The sequence below is a fragment of the Streptococcus sp. oral taxon 431 genome, assembly GCF_001553685.1.
Lineage (GTDB): Bacteria > Bacillota > Bacilli > Lactobacillales > Streptococcaceae > Streptococcus.
The window spans coordinates 2,135,420-2,150,153 of the sequence record NZ_CP014264.1 but is presented as its reverse complement, the minus strand read 5'-3'; the positions used below and the strand labels follow the sequence as shown (position 1 = coordinate 2,150,153).

At 41.1% G+C, this 14,734-nt stretch carries 16 protein-coding genes; 12 read left to right on the top strand and 4 right to left on the bottom strand.

All coding sequences use genetic code 11. The features are described from left to right. Nucleotides 1-41 precede the first annotated feature (41 nt). Nucleotides 42-467: a DUF805 domain-containing protein gene (locus AXE83_RS10225; RefSeq protein ID WP_060956322.1), complete on the top strand. Its 426-nt coding sequence runs from the start codon at nucleotides 42-44 to the stop codon at nucleotides 465-467. A gap of 150 nt (nucleotides 468-617) precedes the next feature. After that, a complete protein-coding gene (locus tag AXE83_RS10220) occupies nucleotides 618-1,034 on the top strand; it encodes a DUF805 domain-containing protein (RefSeq protein ID WP_060956321.1) in 417 nt (138 codons plus the stop codon). Between the two features lie 86 nt (nucleotides 1,035-1,120). Here AXE83_RS10220 and AXE83_RS10215 read toward each other — a convergent pair whose 3' ends face one another. The 3 genes from AXE83_RS10215 to sdaAB are packed head-to-tail and all read right to left on the bottom strand — an operon-like array spanning nucleotide 1,121 to nucleotide 3,338. Then, nucleotides 1,121-1,762, bottom strand: coding sequence for an HAD hydrolase-like protein (locus tag AXE83_RS10215; RefSeq protein WP_060956320.1), 642 nt, complete (start codon nucleotides 1,760-1,762; stop codon nucleotides 1,121-1,123). A 23-nt stretch (nucleotides 1,763-1,785) separates the two neighbouring features. Further along, the gene (gene sdaAA, locus AXE83_RS10210) at nucleotides 1,786-2,658 is read right to left on the bottom strand and encodes an L-serine ammonia-lyase, iron-sulfur-dependent, subunit alpha (RefSeq protein WP_049526544.1); all 873 of its coding nucleotides are present in this window, start codon (nucleotides 2,656-2,658) and stop codon (nucleotides 1,786-1,788) included. Nucleotides 2,659-2,666: 8 nt separating this feature from the next. Then, entirely contained in the window at nucleotides 2,667-3,338 is a 672-nt protein-coding gene (sdaAB, locus tag AXE83_RS10205; RefSeq protein ID WP_001191178.1) for an L-serine ammonia-lyase, iron-sulfur-dependent subunit beta, read from the bottom strand. 241 nt (nucleotides 3,339-3,579) lie between these two features. Here sdaAB and AXE83_RS10200 point away from each other — a divergent pair, with 241 nt between their 5' ends. Next, entirely contained in the window at nucleotides 3,580-4,206 is a 627-nt protein-coding gene (locus tag AXE83_RS10200) for a LysM peptidoglycan-binding domain-containing protein (protein WP_060956319.1), read from the top strand. Between the two features lie 51 nt (nucleotides 4,207-4,257). On the opposite strand, the gene AXE83_RS10195 is transcribed toward AXE83_RS10200, so the two are convergent. Next, nucleotides 4,258-5,121, bottom strand: coding sequence for a helix-turn-helix domain-containing protein (locus tag AXE83_RS10195; protein ID WP_060956318.1), 864 nt, complete (start codon nucleotides 5,119-5,121; stop codon nucleotides 4,258-4,260). A gap of 560 nt (nucleotides 5,122-5,681) precedes the next feature. Here AXE83_RS10195 and AXE83_RS11475 point away from each other — a divergent pair. The 9 genes from AXE83_RS11475 to nrdD all read left to right on the top strand — a co-directional run bounded on the left by AXE83_RS11475 (nucleotide 5,682) and on the right by nrdD (nucleotide 14,726). Beyond that, nucleotides 5,682-5,888, top strand: a complete 207-nt coding sequence (locus AXE83_RS11475; RefSeq protein WP_060956409.1) for a hypothetical protein — start codon at nucleotides 5,682-5,684, stop codon at nucleotides 5,886-5,888. Nucleotides 5,889-6,051: 163 nt separating this feature from the next. Beyond that, nucleotides 6,052-7,173, top strand: a complete 1,122-nt coding sequence (gene mnmA, locus AXE83_RS10185; RefSeq protein WP_060956317.1) for a tRNA 2-thiouridine(34) synthase MnmA — start codon at nucleotides 6,052-6,054, stop codon at nucleotides 7,171-7,173. Nucleotides 7,174-7,194: 21 nt separating this feature from the next. Then, nucleotides 7,195-7,626 (top strand): SseB family protein, encoded by a 432-nt coding sequence (locus AXE83_RS10180; protein WP_060956316.1) that lies wholly within the window; start codon nucleotides 7,195-7,197, stop codon nucleotides 7,624-7,626. A gap of 150 nt (nucleotides 7,627-7,776) precedes the next feature. Next, nucleotides 7,777-8,232: an NUDIX hydrolase gene (locus AXE83_RS10175; RefSeq protein WP_060956315.1), complete on the top strand. Its 456-nt coding sequence runs from the start codon at nucleotides 7,777-7,779 to the stop codon at nucleotides 8,230-8,232. Nucleotides 8,233-8,240: 8 nt separating this feature from the next. Next, a complete protein-coding gene (locus AXE83_RS10170; RefSeq protein ID WP_060956314.1) occupies nucleotides 8,241-8,672 on the top strand; it encodes an NUDIX hydrolase in 432 nt (143 codons plus the stop codon). Continuing rightward, the gene (mnmG, locus tag AXE83_RS10165; RefSeq protein ID WP_060956313.1) at nucleotides 8,662-10,578 is read left to right on the top strand and encodes a tRNA uridine-5-carboxymethylaminomethyl(34) synthesis enzyme MnmG; all 1,917 of its coding nucleotides are present in this window, start codon (nucleotides 8,662-8,664) and stop codon (nucleotides 10,576-10,578) included. Before AXE83_RS10170 ends, mnmG begins: the two co-directional genes overlap by 11 nt. An 89-nt stretch (nucleotides 10,579-10,667) precedes the next feature. Then, entirely contained in the window at nucleotides 10,668-10,802 is a 135-nt protein-coding gene (locus tag AXE83_RS11535) for a hypothetical protein (RefSeq protein ID WP_257721053.1), read from the top strand. A 44-nt stretch (nucleotides 10,803-10,846) separates the two neighbouring features. Then, on the top strand, nucleotides 10,847-12,400 hold the full coding sequence (locus AXE83_RS10160; RefSeq protein WP_060956312.1) for a hypothetical protein: 1,554 nt from the start codon (nucleotides 10,847-10,849) through the stop codon (nucleotides 12,398-12,400). A 118-nt stretch (nucleotides 12,401-12,518) separates the two neighbouring features. Continuing rightward, on the top strand, nucleotides 12,519-14,726 hold the full coding sequence (gene nrdD / locus AXE83_RS10155) for an anaerobic ribonucleoside-triphosphate reductase (RefSeq protein WP_060956311.1): 2,208 nt from the start codon (nucleotides 12,519-12,521) through the stop codon (nucleotides 14,724-14,726). Nucleotides 14,727-14,734: the final 8 nt, after the last annotated feature.

Below are 14,734 nucleotides of genomic sequence, written 5' to 3'. Positions count from 1 at the left end.
AATTTTCATGGAGTATGAATTAAAAAATTAGGGAGTAACTTATGATTAACGCATATAAGAATTTCTTTAAAGGTTATGTAGATTTTACAGGTCGTTCAAAACGCTCAGAGTATTGGTGGATTTGGTTAACAAACATGATCCTCCTTGTCCCTTTTTACTCAGCATATTTTAAGGCACTAGCAAATCCAAGAAATGAGACTGCTCTTATGGCCTTGGGTGGAATTGCTATTATCTATATGATTTTCGGGCTAGCCTTAATGTTACCTATGTTAGCTTTGACAGTTCGTCGTCTACGTGATGCTGGTTTCCACTGGGCTCTAATCTTTGTCATTTTTATTCCTATGGTTGGACCTCTTGCCCTTTTAGCTTTGTTAGCTATGCCAACGAAACAAGTAGAAGTAGTAACAATCAATGAAACTGAAGAAGTTGTAGAAGTTTCACCATTCGAAGAATCAGACAAAAACTAAGAAGTTCAGGTTTTACAATTGAATCTGTTTTAGAGTTTTTTTTATATTGTTAAGCAAATATCTGACACTCCCATATCTAAAAATAGATTTGGGAGTGTTTTAAAACAATGTACGCTTTATAGCATATTGTTTTTAAAAAGGAGAAATATCTTGTTTAGGGCTTATATAAATTTTTTAAAAGGTTATGTAGATTTTGTAGGACACTCAACACGTCCTGACTTCTGGTGGGTTTGGTTGATGAATCATATCTTGTTCCTACCCCTGTATATCCTTATCTTCAATAAAGAGATAAACCAGGGTCCTTCTCTGAACTTTACTTTAGTTATCCTGATATGCATGATTTATGCCCTTTTAGCTTTACTCCTTCTGTTGCCTACTTTAGCGTTAAAGATTCGCCGTTTGCGTGATGGAGGTTTCCACTGGGCCTTTATCTTCCTTCACTTTGTTCCAATGGTTGGACGTTTTGCGCTATTAGTTCTGCTAGCTATGCCAAGTAAGGAAGTAGAAATAGTAACAATCAATAGACCTAATGAAGTTGAAAGCGAAGAAGCTTCGCCTTTTGAATAATTGGATGAGTACGGGGAATGTCATTCTCCTCATTAAGATCAGACAAAAAGCTCCCAAACCTAACTTTTAGGCTGGGAGTCTTTTGTTTAACGTTTTAATTGTAGATGCTGTAAAATGTCTGTCGGCTGGTGAGCAATCCAGTCAGGATTATAGCCCATGAGGTCTCTCTCCTCACCAAATCCCCAGGTTACCGCTAGTTTTTTAATGCCAGTTTCTTGGGCACCAATCATATCAAACTTGGTATCTCCGATAATAACGACTGTTTCGGGAGCTAGATGATGAGTTTCCAGAGCTTGACGAATGACATCAGCCTTGTGTAGGGCCTGAGGGCTTGAACCATAAATGCCATCAAAAAAGTGGTCAATCCCAAAATTGCTAGTCATGTCAACGGCGGTTGGTGTATTCTTCGTAGTAGTGATATAAAGAGGATAATGCTCAGCTAGTTCTACGAGTAAATCTTTGATATGTGGAAAGAGTTGGGCTTCGTACACACCTTTTTCCTTATAATAAGAGCGATAGAGCTGGATGGCTTCCTCTATCTGCTCAGTCGGCAAACAACTAGCAAAGCTGGTTTCTAGTGGGGGCCCCATAAAACCTCGAATGATTTTGGCACCAGGACTAGAAACTCCAAGTTGGTCAAAGGTATAGGTGAAACCATTATGGATACCGATAGAACTATCCACTAGCGTTCCATCTAAGTCAAAAAAGATAGCAGATATAGATGACATTGATTCTCCTCATAATGATGAAATTATTCGCCGAAGATTTCTTTTTGAAGGCGACGACCTGTAGGTGTGGCAGCGAGCCCCCCTTCAGCAGTTTCACGAAAGGCAGTTGGGAGGCTAGATCCTACTTGATACATGGCGTCAATGACCTCATCAACTGGAATTTTTGATTCGATACCAGCCAGAGCCATATCGGCTGCGATGAAGGCGAAGCTTGCTCCCATGGCATTCCGCTTGACACAAGGAACTTCAACCAAACCTGCAACGGGATCACAGATTAGGCCGAGCATGTTTTTGATAACGAAGGCGATAGCCTGACTCGCTTGATAAGGCGTTCCGCCTGCAGCTAGAGTTAGGGCAGCGGCACTCATGGCTGAAGCTGAACCGACTTCGGCCTGGCAGCCACCTTCGGCTCCCGAGATAGAAGCGTTGTTAGCAATCACGAGTCCAAAAGCACCTGCAGCGAATAAGAAGTCTAGTTGTTGTTCATGAGTTAGATTGAGTTTTTGAATAGCAGATGTGAGAACTGCAGGAAGACAACCTGCGCTACCTGCGGTTGGTGTCGCACAAACAAGACCCATCTTGGCATTGTGCTCATTAACGGCAATGGCGTTACGGGCGGCAGACAAGACAGTGAAGTCTGATAGGGTCTTTTCTTTTTTGATGTAGTGGTCAAGCTTGGCAGCATCTCCACCTGTTAAGCCGCTACGAGATTTCTTCTCGCTAAGTCCAAGTTCTACAGAAGCCTTCATGACTTCAAGGTTGCGCTCCATGAGAAGGAGAACTTCTTCGCGCTCGCGTCCAGTCAATTCAAACTCAGTCCTAATCATGAGTTCAGCAACATTGCCTTGAAAATCAAGTTCAGCTTGTTGGACTAATTCTTTGATAGAGTAAAACATATTTTCTCCTATTGAAAGAAATTGACATTGTGCAAATGAGGAATTTTGCGAATTTCTTCGATAGATTCATCACAGTTGCGACTATCAACTTCGATAATCATAATGGCTTTTTCGCCAGCCTTTTCTCGAGTTACATTCATCTGAGCGATATTGATGTCAAAGCGAGAGAGGGCCTCTGTTACGTGAGCAATCATACCTGGAACATCTTGATGAACGATGATGATGGTAGGAGTGTTCATGTTGAGGGATACCGCAAAACCATTGAGCTCTGTCACTTGGATATTACCACCCCCGATTGAAATTCCTGTTACACTGATGGTCTTGTGCTCATTCTTAACAGTGATTTTCGTAGTGTTTGGGTGAGGGGCATTACTGTCTTTCTGGATAGTCCAGACTATTTTGATGCCACGCTTGTGGGCGATTTCTAAACTATTTGGAATTTCTGGATCATCTGTGTCCATTCCCAGAATTCCAGCGACAAGGGCTAAATCGGTTCCATGCCCGCGATAGGTTTTTGCAAAAGAATTAAAAAGCTGGAACTCAACCTCGGTTGGAGTATCGTCAAAGATAGAAGAGACGATTTTACCGATACGAACAGCTCCTGCCGTGTGACTACTAGATGGGCCAATCATGACTGGTCCAATGATATCAAAGACAGATTGAAAACGAAGTGATTGCATCTGTTTCCCCTTAAAAAGATTCTTACCTCTATTATATCAAAGATTAGATGCAAGCGCTCAATTCCATGATAAAATATCTAAAATCCCCATAAAGCCTCTAAAATCAAGCCTTTTGTAACAAAAAGAGGCTAATTAAGTGAAATAAAACATCGTCTTGTAACATTTCTACATAAAACCGTCAAGAAACAGTAATAATAGTAGGGTATGATGGAAATATAAGAAAGAAGGAGAATCTTTTAATATGAAATCAACAACTAACAAAATTAAAACAGGACTTGTAGGAGTAGCAGCAGCACTTGCTTTCCTTGCACCATCACTTGCTTTTGCACAAGAAACAACAACTTACACAGTAAAATCAGGTGACACTCTATCAGGAATCGCTGAAAAATACAATACAACTGTTGAAAAATTGGCAGAAAAAAATAAGATTAAAGATATTCATTTGATCTATGTAGACCAAGTATTGGTTATTGATGGTGAAGCACCAGCAACTTCAACTACTTTAGCTGCGACAGCAGAAGCTCCAGTAGCAGCACCTGCAGCTACTGAAACAACAACTTATGAAGCGCCAGCAGCAAGTGTAACTGTTGCAGAAGAAACCGTTGCTACAACAGAAACTTCAGCATCAACTTCAACCGTCAGCGGATCTGAAGCAGAAGCTAAAGAATGGATCGCTCAAAAAGAATCAGGCGGTAGCTACACAGCTACAAACGGACGTTACATCGGACGTTACCAATTGACAGATTCATACTTGAACGGTGACTACTCAGCTGAAAACCAAGAACGTGTAGCAGATGCTTACGTTGCAGGACGTTACGGTTCATGGTCAGCTGCTAAAAACTTCTGGCTTAACAACGGCTGGTACTAAGAACTAACTAGCAGAATAAGATGCAAAAGTCGAGGGATTTCCTCGACTTTTTTATATTTCCTTTGCTTGATAACAGGTCTCTACTTCCTTTTTGAGGTGAGATAGCATTGAGGTTTCATCAGTTAACTCCAGAAGGAAGAAGCCCTTTTGAATAAGATGATCATTACTAGTACAAATACCTATTCGAACATAAGTGATAGCCAAAATATCGTATCTTCTCTTTTTCTTAGCATCCTCTAGTAAGGTGTAGCAGATTTGTTGACAGGTATTTTTATCTTGATTGTACAAGTAAATGGTGGACAGATTGAGTAGGATTGCCATTCGTAATTCATATAAATGTCGATAGTTTTTATATTCTTCCAAGCGCTGCAAGATTTGTTCAGTAATCAGATGGAGGTGTTCAATGGGAAAGCTGAAAAGGATGGTATTGAGGATTTTTAGGTCACTTTCATACCATGTATCTTGTTTTTCAATTTTTTCCCAAAGCTTTTTGACCGTTTGTTCCACTTGGATTGAAAGCTGTCCTGTACCGTGTTGACGGATATAAATAACAACTTCCAGCATATCTCTGATTTCCTCTATAGGGAGATCGTGATGGATCTTGAGATAGTCTTGGCATGTTTCAAATAAATTGACTAGACTACTGGTACCAAAGATGGAACTCGTATTGAGATAGGTTTGCATGATTTCTGTTCGCTGGCTTGGCTGATAGAGATGGCAGATGTATTCAAACTCTTCAAAACTCATATTGATTTGACGGAGAAGAAACTCCATGTTTTCATATTTGGGAGTTGCCTTGCCACTTTCAAACTTGGAAAGGCTGGTTCTTGAAAGGACCTTTCCACAGACCTCTTCTTGGGTCAATCCTTTTGACTCACGTATGTCTTTATATACTTTTCCGAAATCATAGCGCATGATGTTCTCCTTTTCGTGAAAAAAGTTAACAATAAATTGAATTCTATTAAACATATTGTATCATAAGAATATAGAAATTAAAGTGGATATCCTGAGAAGAAAATAAGAAAGGTGATTTTATCTATAGTAGGTAGAATCTAAAAAAAAAAATTATGACTCATTTAAAATTTTATATCAAATCCGTTCTTTGTTCATTGGTATTGTTTATCCTTTTAATTCTTTTTATTAAAAATATATATTATCCTGTTCTAAAGATAACTATTGAAGTTATTCTGTCGTTTTCGATAGGTAGTCTTTGTTATGCCATTTTTTGTAAAACAAATCGAGCTGCTTTCCTGCCAATTTCGGTTATTTTATTTTTGCTGACTCTCTATTTGCTGGGAGGATAGTATTTTAGCAGGAATTTTGTCAGTTTGCATTTTTTATTGGAGAAATTCTGACGATTGAAATCTTAGTGGCTTTAAGTGGAGTAAATTTGCTATCAAGATTTTTCAAAAAAGAGAAGTCAATTGATTTGCTTGTGGATTATAAAGATGGAAGGTAAAATTGGGATATTTAAAATGAAACATTTTTTTGCAGGAATTGGTGAGATAAGATTTATTAGTTATCTATTGTCTCTATGTGTAGGACTAGCCCCTCTTTTTCATATATATGTTATAGGTTCTGAAATGAGTTTTATGAAAATAGTGTTATCTATTTTGGGAATTATATTTGTTTGTATTTTAACTATTGCTCGAATTTATAGGACTTTTTTCTATAAAGAGTAGTTTGGAATAAATAAGTATCTTATGTAAGAGGTTGGTCGATTGTCAGCCTCTTCCTTGTCTTCTCTAACCAAGCATGTTATAATGAAAACTGCTCAAACGACCTTCAATCGTTAAGCACACACGACCTTCAATCGTGAATAAACGAATAGATGGGAGACTTACCATGAGTGATAACTCTAAAACACGTGTTGTCGTGGGGATGAGTGGTGGTGTCGATTCGTCGGTGACGGCTCTCTTGCTCAAGGAGCAGGGCTACGATGTAATCGGTATCTTCATGAAGAACTGGGACGACACAGATGAAAACGGCGTCTGTACGGCGACCGAAGATTACAAGGATGTGGCTGCAGTAGCAGATCAGCTCGGCATCCCTTACTACTCTGTCAACTTTGAAAAAGAGTACTGGGACCGCGTTTTTGAGTATTTTCTAGCGGAATATCGTGCAGGACGCACGCCAAATCCAGATGTTATGTGTAACAAGGAAATCAAGTTTAAGGCCTTTTTGGACTATGCCATGACCTTGGGAGCAGACTATGTAGCGACTGGGCACTATGCCCGTGTGGCGCGTGATGAGGATGGCATCGTTCACATGCTTCGTGGCGTGGACAATGGCAAGGATCAGACCTATTTCCTCAGCCAACTTTCGCAAGAACAACTCCAAAAGACTATGTTCCCTTTGGGACATTTGGAAAAACCTGAAGTTCGCAGACTAGCAGAAGAAGCAGGTCTTGCAACTGCTAAGAAGAAAGATTCAACAGGAATTTGCTTTATCGGAGAAAAGAACTTTAAAGAATTTCTCAGCAACTACCTACCAGCACAGCCTGGTCGCATGATGACTGTGGATGGTCGCGATATGGGAGAGCATGCTGGTCTTATGTATTATACAATCGGTCAGCGTGGCGGACTCGGGATCGGTGGGCAACACGGTGGTGACAATGCACCTTGGTTTGTTGTCGGTAAAGATTTGAGCCAAAACATCCTCTATGTAGGCCAAGGATTCTACCATGATTCGCTCATGTCAACAAGCTTAGAGGCTAGTCAAGTCCACTTTACTCGTGATATGCCAGAGGAGTTTACGCTAGAATGTACGGCTAAATTCCGCTACCGTCAGCCTGATTCTAAGGTGACCGTCCATGTCAAAGGAGACAAGGCAGAGGTTATCTTTGCGGAACCACAACGCGCCATCACACCAGGTCAGGCAGTTGTCTTTTACGATGGTGAAGAGTGTCTAGGTGGTGGCTTGATTGACAATGCCTACCGCGATGGACAAGTTTGTCAGTACATTTAAGAGTTTCTAAGAGGAATGAGAATGTTTCAGTTTTTTAAGAAAAAAACGGCTAAAAAAGAGAAGTCAATGACTCTCTCGGACTATAAAAAAGAGTATTTGAGGGAGAAAACGACAGAGTCGATAGAGGCCTTGTTTAAGGAATTGAAGCAAGCTAGAGTCTGGGTTCCCTTCAATCCTTATCTGATGGATGAGAGTGACGAACAAGAAGGTGCTCGCCTAAAACCGGATATTCTGCAAAAGGGAGATGACTACTTTTATCCTTGCTTCTTAGAAATTCAGGACATCCCCAAGGACTATTATGACCGATTTTCTTGGTTGCAATTGCCTCTTACGGACTGTTTGTTTGCTGCGGAAGGGATGGAGAGTCTTCCTGTGAGAGGGATTGTTCTGGATGCCTTTTCTGACCCAGTTGAGATTGACAAAGGAGCTTTTGAAGCAATTCGCCAATCATAGTACATATAGATTGACAAATGTTCTCAATCTGCTACAATAATAAAAGCAATAGAAATGATGGTCAAAGCTCATGGATGTTGCAGGCTTTTTTGTCCTGCACTTCTTTGGAGTTTTGACTGTTTTTGTGTCGTTTAGAGGAAAGGAAAAAAGATGACTCAACAAGACTTTCGGATAAAAGTAGAAAATACGGTTTTTGGAGTTCGGGCGACAGCCTTGATTGTCCAAAATCACAAGCTTCTAGTTACCAAAGACAAGGACAAGTATTACACTATTGGTGGTGCGATTCAAGTCAATGAGAGAACGGAAGATGCGGTAGTCCGTGAAGTGAGGGAAGAACTGGGTGTCAAAGCTCAAGCTGGGCAACTAGCTTTTGTAGTTGAAAATCGTTTTGAACAGGACGGTGTTTCCTATCACAACATCGAGTTTCATTATCTAGTGGATTTGCTTGAAGATGCCCCGTTGACCATGCGGGAAGATGAGAAAACGCAACCCTGTGAGTGGATTGACTTGGACCAGCTCCAGAATATTCAGCTAGTTCCGGCATTTTTAAAAACCGCCTTACCAGATTGGGACGGACAATTACGACACATCCATCTTAAGGAATAGGAGAGAAAATGATGGTTAAGCTTATTGCCCATGTGCTTGTTCATAGTGGTGGTGATTATTTGCTCATTCAGCGTTCGGAAATTAAAAGAGGACAACCCAACGTTTATCCAACTTACTGGGATATTCCTGGTGGCGGGGTTGAAAAGGGTGAACTTCCGCGAGATGGAGCTCTTAGAGAATGTGTTGAAGAAGCGGGAGTTAGGCTAGACAGCAGTTCGCTCAAGCTTCTTCACGAAGATAGTCAACTGGATACCTCTAAGGACACTGTCTTTACTCGCTTAGTTTATAAAGCAGAGTGGGTTGGGGAGAAGCCAATTATCAGATTAGATCCTCAAGAGCATACGCACTTTAAATGGGTTACTATGGCTCAAGCTCTAGAGGAGGAGAAGTTAGTTCCTTATTTGCGAGAAATTTTTGAAAGGTTAAGAAATGACTTATAATTTTACGGAAGAATACGATATTATTGTAATCGGTGCGGGACATGCGGGGGTCGAAGCTTCCCTAGCTGCTAGCCGTATGGGTTGCAAGGTCTTGCTTGCGACTATCAACATTGAAATGTTAGCTTTCATGCCATGTAATCCGTCTATTGGTGGTTCTGCCAAGGGGATTGTTGTGCGTGAGGTAGATGCCCTTGGTGGCGAAATGGCTAAGACCATTGACAAGACTTATATCCAGATGAAGATGCTTAACACAGGGAAGGGACCAGCTGTCCGTGCCCTTCGTGCGCAGGCTGATAAGGAACTTTACTCTAAGGAGATGCGCAAGACGGTTGAAAATCAAGACAATCTAACCCTTCGTCAAACCATGATTGATGAGATTTTGGTGGAAGATGGCAAGGTTGTCGGTGTTCGTACAGCAACCCATCAAGAGTATGCTGCCAAGGCTGTTATCGTGACCACAGGGACAGCCCTCCGTGGGGAAATCATCATCGGAGACCTCAAGTACTCGTCAGGTCCTAACCACAGTCTGGCTTCTATTAACCTAGCTGATAATCTCAAGGAACTTGGACTTGAAATCGGTCGTTTCAAGACAGGAACACCTCCACGTGTCAAGGCTTCCTCTATCAACTACGATGTGACAGAGATTCAGCCAGGAGACGAAGCGCCAAATCACTTTTCATACACTTCACGTGATGAGGACTATGTCAAGGATCAAGTGCCGTGCTGGTTGACCTATACCAATGGTACCAGTCATGAGATTATCCAAAACAACCTCCATCGTGCGCCTATGTTTACAGGTGTGGTTAAGGGAGTGGGACCTCGTTACTGTCCATCGATTGAGGACAAGATTGTGCGCTTTGCGGACAAGGAACGTCACCAACTCTTCCTTGAACCAGAAGGTCGCAATACAGAGGAAGTTTATGTTCAAGGACTTTCAACCAGTCTGCCTGAGGATGTCCAGCGTGAGCTGGTTCATTCCATCAAAGGTTTGGAAAATGCAGAGATGATGCGGACAGGTTATGCCATTGAGTATGATATGGTCTTGCCTCATCAGTTACGTGCGACTCTGGAAACCAAGAAAATCTCAGGACTTTTCACAGCTGGTCAGACAAATGGAACGTCAGGTTACGAAGAAGCTGCTGGTCAGGGAATTATTGCTGGTATCAACGCGGCTCTGAAAATCCAAGGCAAGCCTGAATTGATTTTGAAGCGCAGTGATGGTTATATCGGGGTGATGATCGACGACTTGGTGACCAAGGGAACCATTGAACCCTACCGTCTCTTGACCAGTCGTGCTGAGTACCGTCTCATTCTCCGCCATGACAATGCTGATATGCGTTTGACTGAGATGGGACGCGAGATTGGACTTGTGGACGATGAACGCTGGGCTCGTTTTGAAATCAAGAAAAATCAATTTGACAATGAGATGAAGCGTTTGGATAGCATCAAACTCAAGCCAGTCAAGGAAACCAATGCTAAGGTTGAAGCAATGGGCTTCAAACCATTGACAGATGCAGTCACTGCCAAGGAGTTCCTCCGTCGTCCAGAAGTCTCTTACCAAGATGTGGTAGCCTTTATTGGACCTGCTGCTGAAGAGTTAGATGACAAGATTATCGAATTGATTGAAACAGAAATCAAGTACGAAGGCTACATCTCAAAAGCCATGGATCAGGTTGCCAAGATGAAACGCATGGAAGAAAAACGTATTCCAGCCAACATCGACTGGGATGACATTGATTCCATCGCGACTGAGGCTCGCCAGAAGTTCAAACTCATTAATCCAGAAACCATCGGTCAAGCTAGCCGTATTTCTGGGGTTAACCCAGCAGATATCTCCATTCTTATGGTGTACCTGGAAGGTAAAAATCGAAGCATTTCAAAAAATTTAGAAAAAAAGGCTGACTAAAGACAAAGTGCTGAATTCTCTTTTGGGAATTCAGCTTTTTTGATAGAATCGTCCTCCATTTTCGAATAAAGAGAAAAGGAGGAATGACCATGCTGACGGTAGAAGAAAAAAATTTTTTAGACCACTATAAAAATACTTCCTATCATCGTTTTTATGAGATTGAACGCTTTGCTAGTCTCTGTCAAAAGTTAGACAAATGGCCACCACAGGCTGACAAGATTTAGACTTTTTGATATACTAGAACAAATTAAAACATAGGAGAGAATGAATGAACGTATATGGCAGATTAGAAGAGGAACCAACTCCATCTTGGACGGGAATTCAGGATGATTTAGTTGGGAGAGAGGAGCGCTTCGAGGATGAACCAAGTTCATTTGCTCCCTTACCATTATTTAAGATCCTAATCTGGAGCACTCTAGTTGTACTTGTATCTGTAGTTCTTCCTTTCTTGCTAGGACTAACTAGCCCAGAGCAGGCACAAGATTTTTATATCGGATGGGCTATGCACCAGGGGGGAGATATCTACACAGACTATTTTGGAACGAGTGGTCTTCTCTATTACTTTTTACAGTATCTAAGCAAGGGTAGTATTTTGTTTGCAGCCTTTACTTGGCTTGCTCTAGTGGGTTCTGGGATTTTTCTTTTCCGTTCAACTTATACCTTGACGGAGGAGAACAAGCAGTCGCAACAAGTGTTGACCATCTTTTATCTTCTTGCTGGAGGACTTAGCTTTGGCGGTGGCTATGCCACTATTTTGGCCCTTCCATTCCTGTTTCACGCTCTCAGTTTAGTAACTAGGTATTTGGTAGAGTATAATCATGACAAAGGTTTCGTGCGTATTGGGATTAGTTTGGCGCTTGCCTTCTTCTTTGCCCCTCTCGTCACAACTTTATATGCTCTAGTCTTATTCTTTGCTTTGTTAGCCTTTAATATTGGGCGTGGTCGCTTGGTTCATGGGCTCTATCAATTCTTTGCAGCTGGTCTTGGATTCTCGCTCTTCTTTTATCCAATTGGTTACTATACGGCTTATAATGGGAGTTTTGGGAACGCTATCAGTCAGATCCTCTATCCAGTAGATAGTTTGAAATTTATGTCCAATCCAGCCTTACTGGACAACCTCCTTTTTTATGGATTGTTAACAATTGGTCTTGGAGGCTTAAGGCTCGTATTTACAGGACTCTTCCAATCTAAACCAACCAAGCAATACGTCTTATCTATTTTTACTTCAGTAGCGATCCTATTGTTACTAGGCTTGAAAATTTACTCTACAGAACCGATTCACGGTAGTCGTATAGCTGAGTTCCTTCCTTTCTTGTCCATTCTTTTATTGACTCATATTCGAACTGGGAAATTAGAAGGAGCCAATCGCCGTAGAAGACATCGAGAAGTTCCTTCAATATGGGCAATATTTCTTCAGGGTAATGTCTATTTGCCAGTGTTAGCTTTGGCCTACCTATTTTTGGCTCCTCTGGTCGCCCGTTATGTTCTTCACTCAGAACAATATCAAGAACGAACTCGTATAGAAACTACGATTAAAGAGCAAACACAGGCAACAGATCGTATTTATATATGGGATGATCTTACGAATGGTTATAAGACTAGTGAACGTTTAGCAGCTAGTCAGTTGCTATCACCAAAATTATATACTGGTCTGGATGCAAATCGTAGCAAACTTATCAATGATTTACGTGATAATCAGCCTAAAGTGATTGTGGTCAATACCAAAACAGCTCTGTGGACAGAAGTAGAACAGCTTCTGGCAGAAAGTTATCAACCAGTTCAAAGTGAATTCAAAGACTTTAAACTTTACAAATTAAAATAAAATAATCAATATCTAGTGTAAATTTTATGAAAATATGAATTTTGACACTAGATATTGATTTTTATTTTTATAGTGATATAATACTTTAAGAAAGAAAATTTAAGAAAAGAGCCTGGATATGATTGTATTGGAAGAGAAAACAAAACCTGATCCAACCTTATTTGTTGAAAAGCGCGACGGTAGACGCGTCATTTTTGATGTAGATAAGATTGACAAAGCCTTGCACAAGGCTGCGGAAAAAGTCATGGATGTAACCCCCTTGGTCGAAAAGCGTCTTAATACTCTAGTTGAACGTATTGTAGAAGAGATTCATAGTCGCTTTCCTCAAGGTGTAAAAATCTATGAAATCCAAAATATCGTAGAACATGAGTTATTGGAAGCTAAAGAATATGCCTTGGCAGAGGAATATATCACTTACCGAACTCAAAGGGATTTTGAGCGCTCAAAAGCAACAGATATCAACTTTAGTATTCATAAACTTCTCAATAAAGATCAGGCAGTTGTCAATGAAAATGCCAATAAGGATAGTGATGTTTTTAATACCCAGCGTGATTTGACGGCGGGGATTGTTGGGAAATCAATCGGTCTTCAAATGCTTCCTAAGCATGTGGCTAATGCCCACCAAAAAGGGGATATCCACTATCACGATTTGGACTATAGCCCTTACACCCCGATGACTAACTGCTGTCTGATTGATTTCAAGGGCATGTTGGAAAATGGTTTTAAGATTGGGAATGCTGAGGTAGAGAGTCCTAAGTCTATTCAGACCGCAACTGCTCAGATATCGCAAATCATCGCCAACGTTGCATCAAGTCAGTATGGAGGCTGTTCAGCAGACCGTATTGATGAAGTCTTGGCTCCTTATGCAGAAAAAAATTACCAAAAGCATCTCAAAGATGCAGAGGAATGGGTACTACCTGACAAGCGTGAGGAGTACGCCTGGAAGAAAACCCAAAAAGATATCTATGATGCCATGCAATCTCTAGAGTATGAAATCAATACTCTCTTCACTTCAAATGGGCAAACACCCTTTACTTCTCTTGGTTTTGGCCTAGGAACCAATCGTTTTGAACGCGAAATTCAAAAGGCTATCTTGAACATTCGAATCAAGGGGCTGGGTTCAGAACACCGTACAGCTATCTTCCCTAAACTCATTTTCACCCTAAAAAGAGGTCTTAACTTGGAAGAAGGTTCGCCTAACTACGATATCAAGCAGTTGGCGCTCGAGTGCGCAACTAAACGGATGTACCCAGATGTCTTGTCTTACGATAAGATTATCGAATTGACAGGTTCCTTCAAGGTTCCGATGGGATGTCGTTCATTCCTTCAAGGATGGAAGGATGAAAATGGAGTTGAAGTTAACTCTGGCCGTATGAATCTAGGGGTGGTGACGGTCAATCTTCCTCGTATTGCCCTCGAATCAGAAGGCGACATGAATAAGTTCTGGGAAATTTTCAATGAGCGCATGAATATTGCTGAAGATGCTCTAGTTTATCGTGTGGAAAGAACCAAGGAAGCCACTCCAGCTAATGCGCCAATTCTTTATCAATATGGTGCCTTCGGACGTCGTCTTGGTAAAGAAGAAAGTGTTGACGAGCTCTTTAAGAACCGTCGTGCTACTGTTTCGCTTGGCTACATTGGACTTTATGAAGTAGCGACAGTATTCTTTGGCAACAATTGGGAAACCAATCCAGAAGCTAAAGAATTCACCCTTGATATCATTCGAGATATGAAACATCGAGTAGAAGAATGGTCAGACCAATATGGGTATCACTTCTCTATTTATTCAACACCATCTGAAAGTTTAACGGATCGTTTCTGTCGTTTGGATACAGAGAAATTTGGCTCTATTCCAGACATTACTGATAAAGAATACTACACAAATTCCTTCCATTATGATGTGCGTAAAAATCCAACTCCTTTTGAAAAACTAGATTTTGAAAAAGTTTATCCAGAAGCGGGTGCATCAGGTGGATTCATCCACTACTGTGAGTATCCAGTTCTTCAACAAAATCCAAAGGCCTTGGAAGCTGTTTGGGATTATGCTTATGACCGTGTAGGTTATCTCGGAACCAATACTCCAATTGACCGCTGTTACAAGTGTGATTTTGAAGGAGATTTTGAGCCGACAGAGAGAGGCTTTGCTTGTCCTAACTGTGGAAATAACGATCCTAAAACGGTAGATGTTGTTAAACGAACTTGTGGTTATTTAGGGAATCCTCAAGCACGTCCGATGGTTAATGGACGCCACAAGGAAATTGCTGCGCGTGTGAAACACATGAACGGTTCTACTATCAAAACAGCAGGACATGAAGTAAGAAGTTAGAAAGAAAT

What these genes read in the sequence shown, in the direction of transcription:
- AXE83_RS10215 (WP_060956320.1), bottom strand. Translation starts at nt 1,762, where the DNA reads ATGTCATCTATATCTGCTATCTTTTTTGACTTAGATGGAACGCTAGTG.
- sdaAB (WP_001191178.1), bottom strand. Translation starts at nt 3,338, where the DNA reads ATGCAATCACTTCGTTTTCAATCTGTCTTTGATATCATTGGACCAGTC.
- AXE83_RS10225 (WP_060956322.1), top strand. Translation starts at nt 42, where the DNA reads ATGATTAACGCATATAAGAATTTCTTTAAAGGTTATGTAGATTTTACA.
- mnmA (WP_060956317.1), top strand. Translation starts at nt 6,052, where the DNA reads ATGAGTGATAACTCTAAAACACGTGTTGTCGTGGGGATGAGTGGTGGT.
- AXE83_RS10180 (WP_060956316.1), top strand. Translation starts at nt 7,195, where the DNA reads ATGTTTCAGTTTTTTAAGAAAAAAACGGCTAAAAAAGAGAAGTCAATG.
- AXE83_RS11475 (WP_060956409.1), top strand. Translation starts at nt 5,682, where the DNA reads ATGAAACATTTTTTTGCAGGAATTGGTGAGATAAGATTTATTAGTTAT.
- mnmG (WP_060956313.1), top strand. Translation starts at nt 8,662, where the DNA reads ATGACTTATAATTTTACGGAAGAATACGATATTATTGTAATCGGTGCG.
- nrdD (WP_060956311.1), top strand. Translation starts at nt 12,519, where the DNA reads ATGATTGTATTGGAAGAGAAAACAAAACCTGATCCAACCTTATTTGTT.
- sdaAA (WP_049526544.1), bottom strand. Translation starts at nt 2,658, where the DNA reads ATGTTTTACTCTATCAAAGAATTAGTCCAACAAGCTGAACTTGATTTT.
- AXE83_RS11535 (WP_257721053.1), top strand. Translation starts at nt 10,668, where the DNA reads ATGCTGACGGTAGAAGAAAAAAATTTTTTAGACCACTATAAAAATACT.
- AXE83_RS10160 (WP_060956312.1), top strand. Translation starts at nt 10,847, where the DNA reads ATGAACGTATATGGCAGATTAGAAGAGGAACCAACTCCATCTTGGACG.
- AXE83_RS10170 (WP_060956314.1), top strand. Translation starts at nt 8,241, where the DNA reads ATGATGGTTAAGCTTATTGCCCATGTGCTTGTTCATAGTGGTGGTGAT.
- AXE83_RS10200 (WP_060956319.1), top strand. Translation starts at nt 3,580, where the DNA reads ATGAAATCAACAACTAACAAAATTAAAACAGGACTTGTAGGAGTAGCA.
- AXE83_RS10175 (WP_060956315.1), top strand. Translation starts at nt 7,777, where the DNA reads ATGACTCAACAAGACTTTCGGATAAAAGTAGAAAATACGGTTTTTGGA.
- AXE83_RS10195 (WP_060956318.1), bottom strand. Translation starts at nt 5,121, where the DNA reads ATGCGCTATGATTTCGGAAAAGTATATAAAGACATACGTGAGTCAAAA.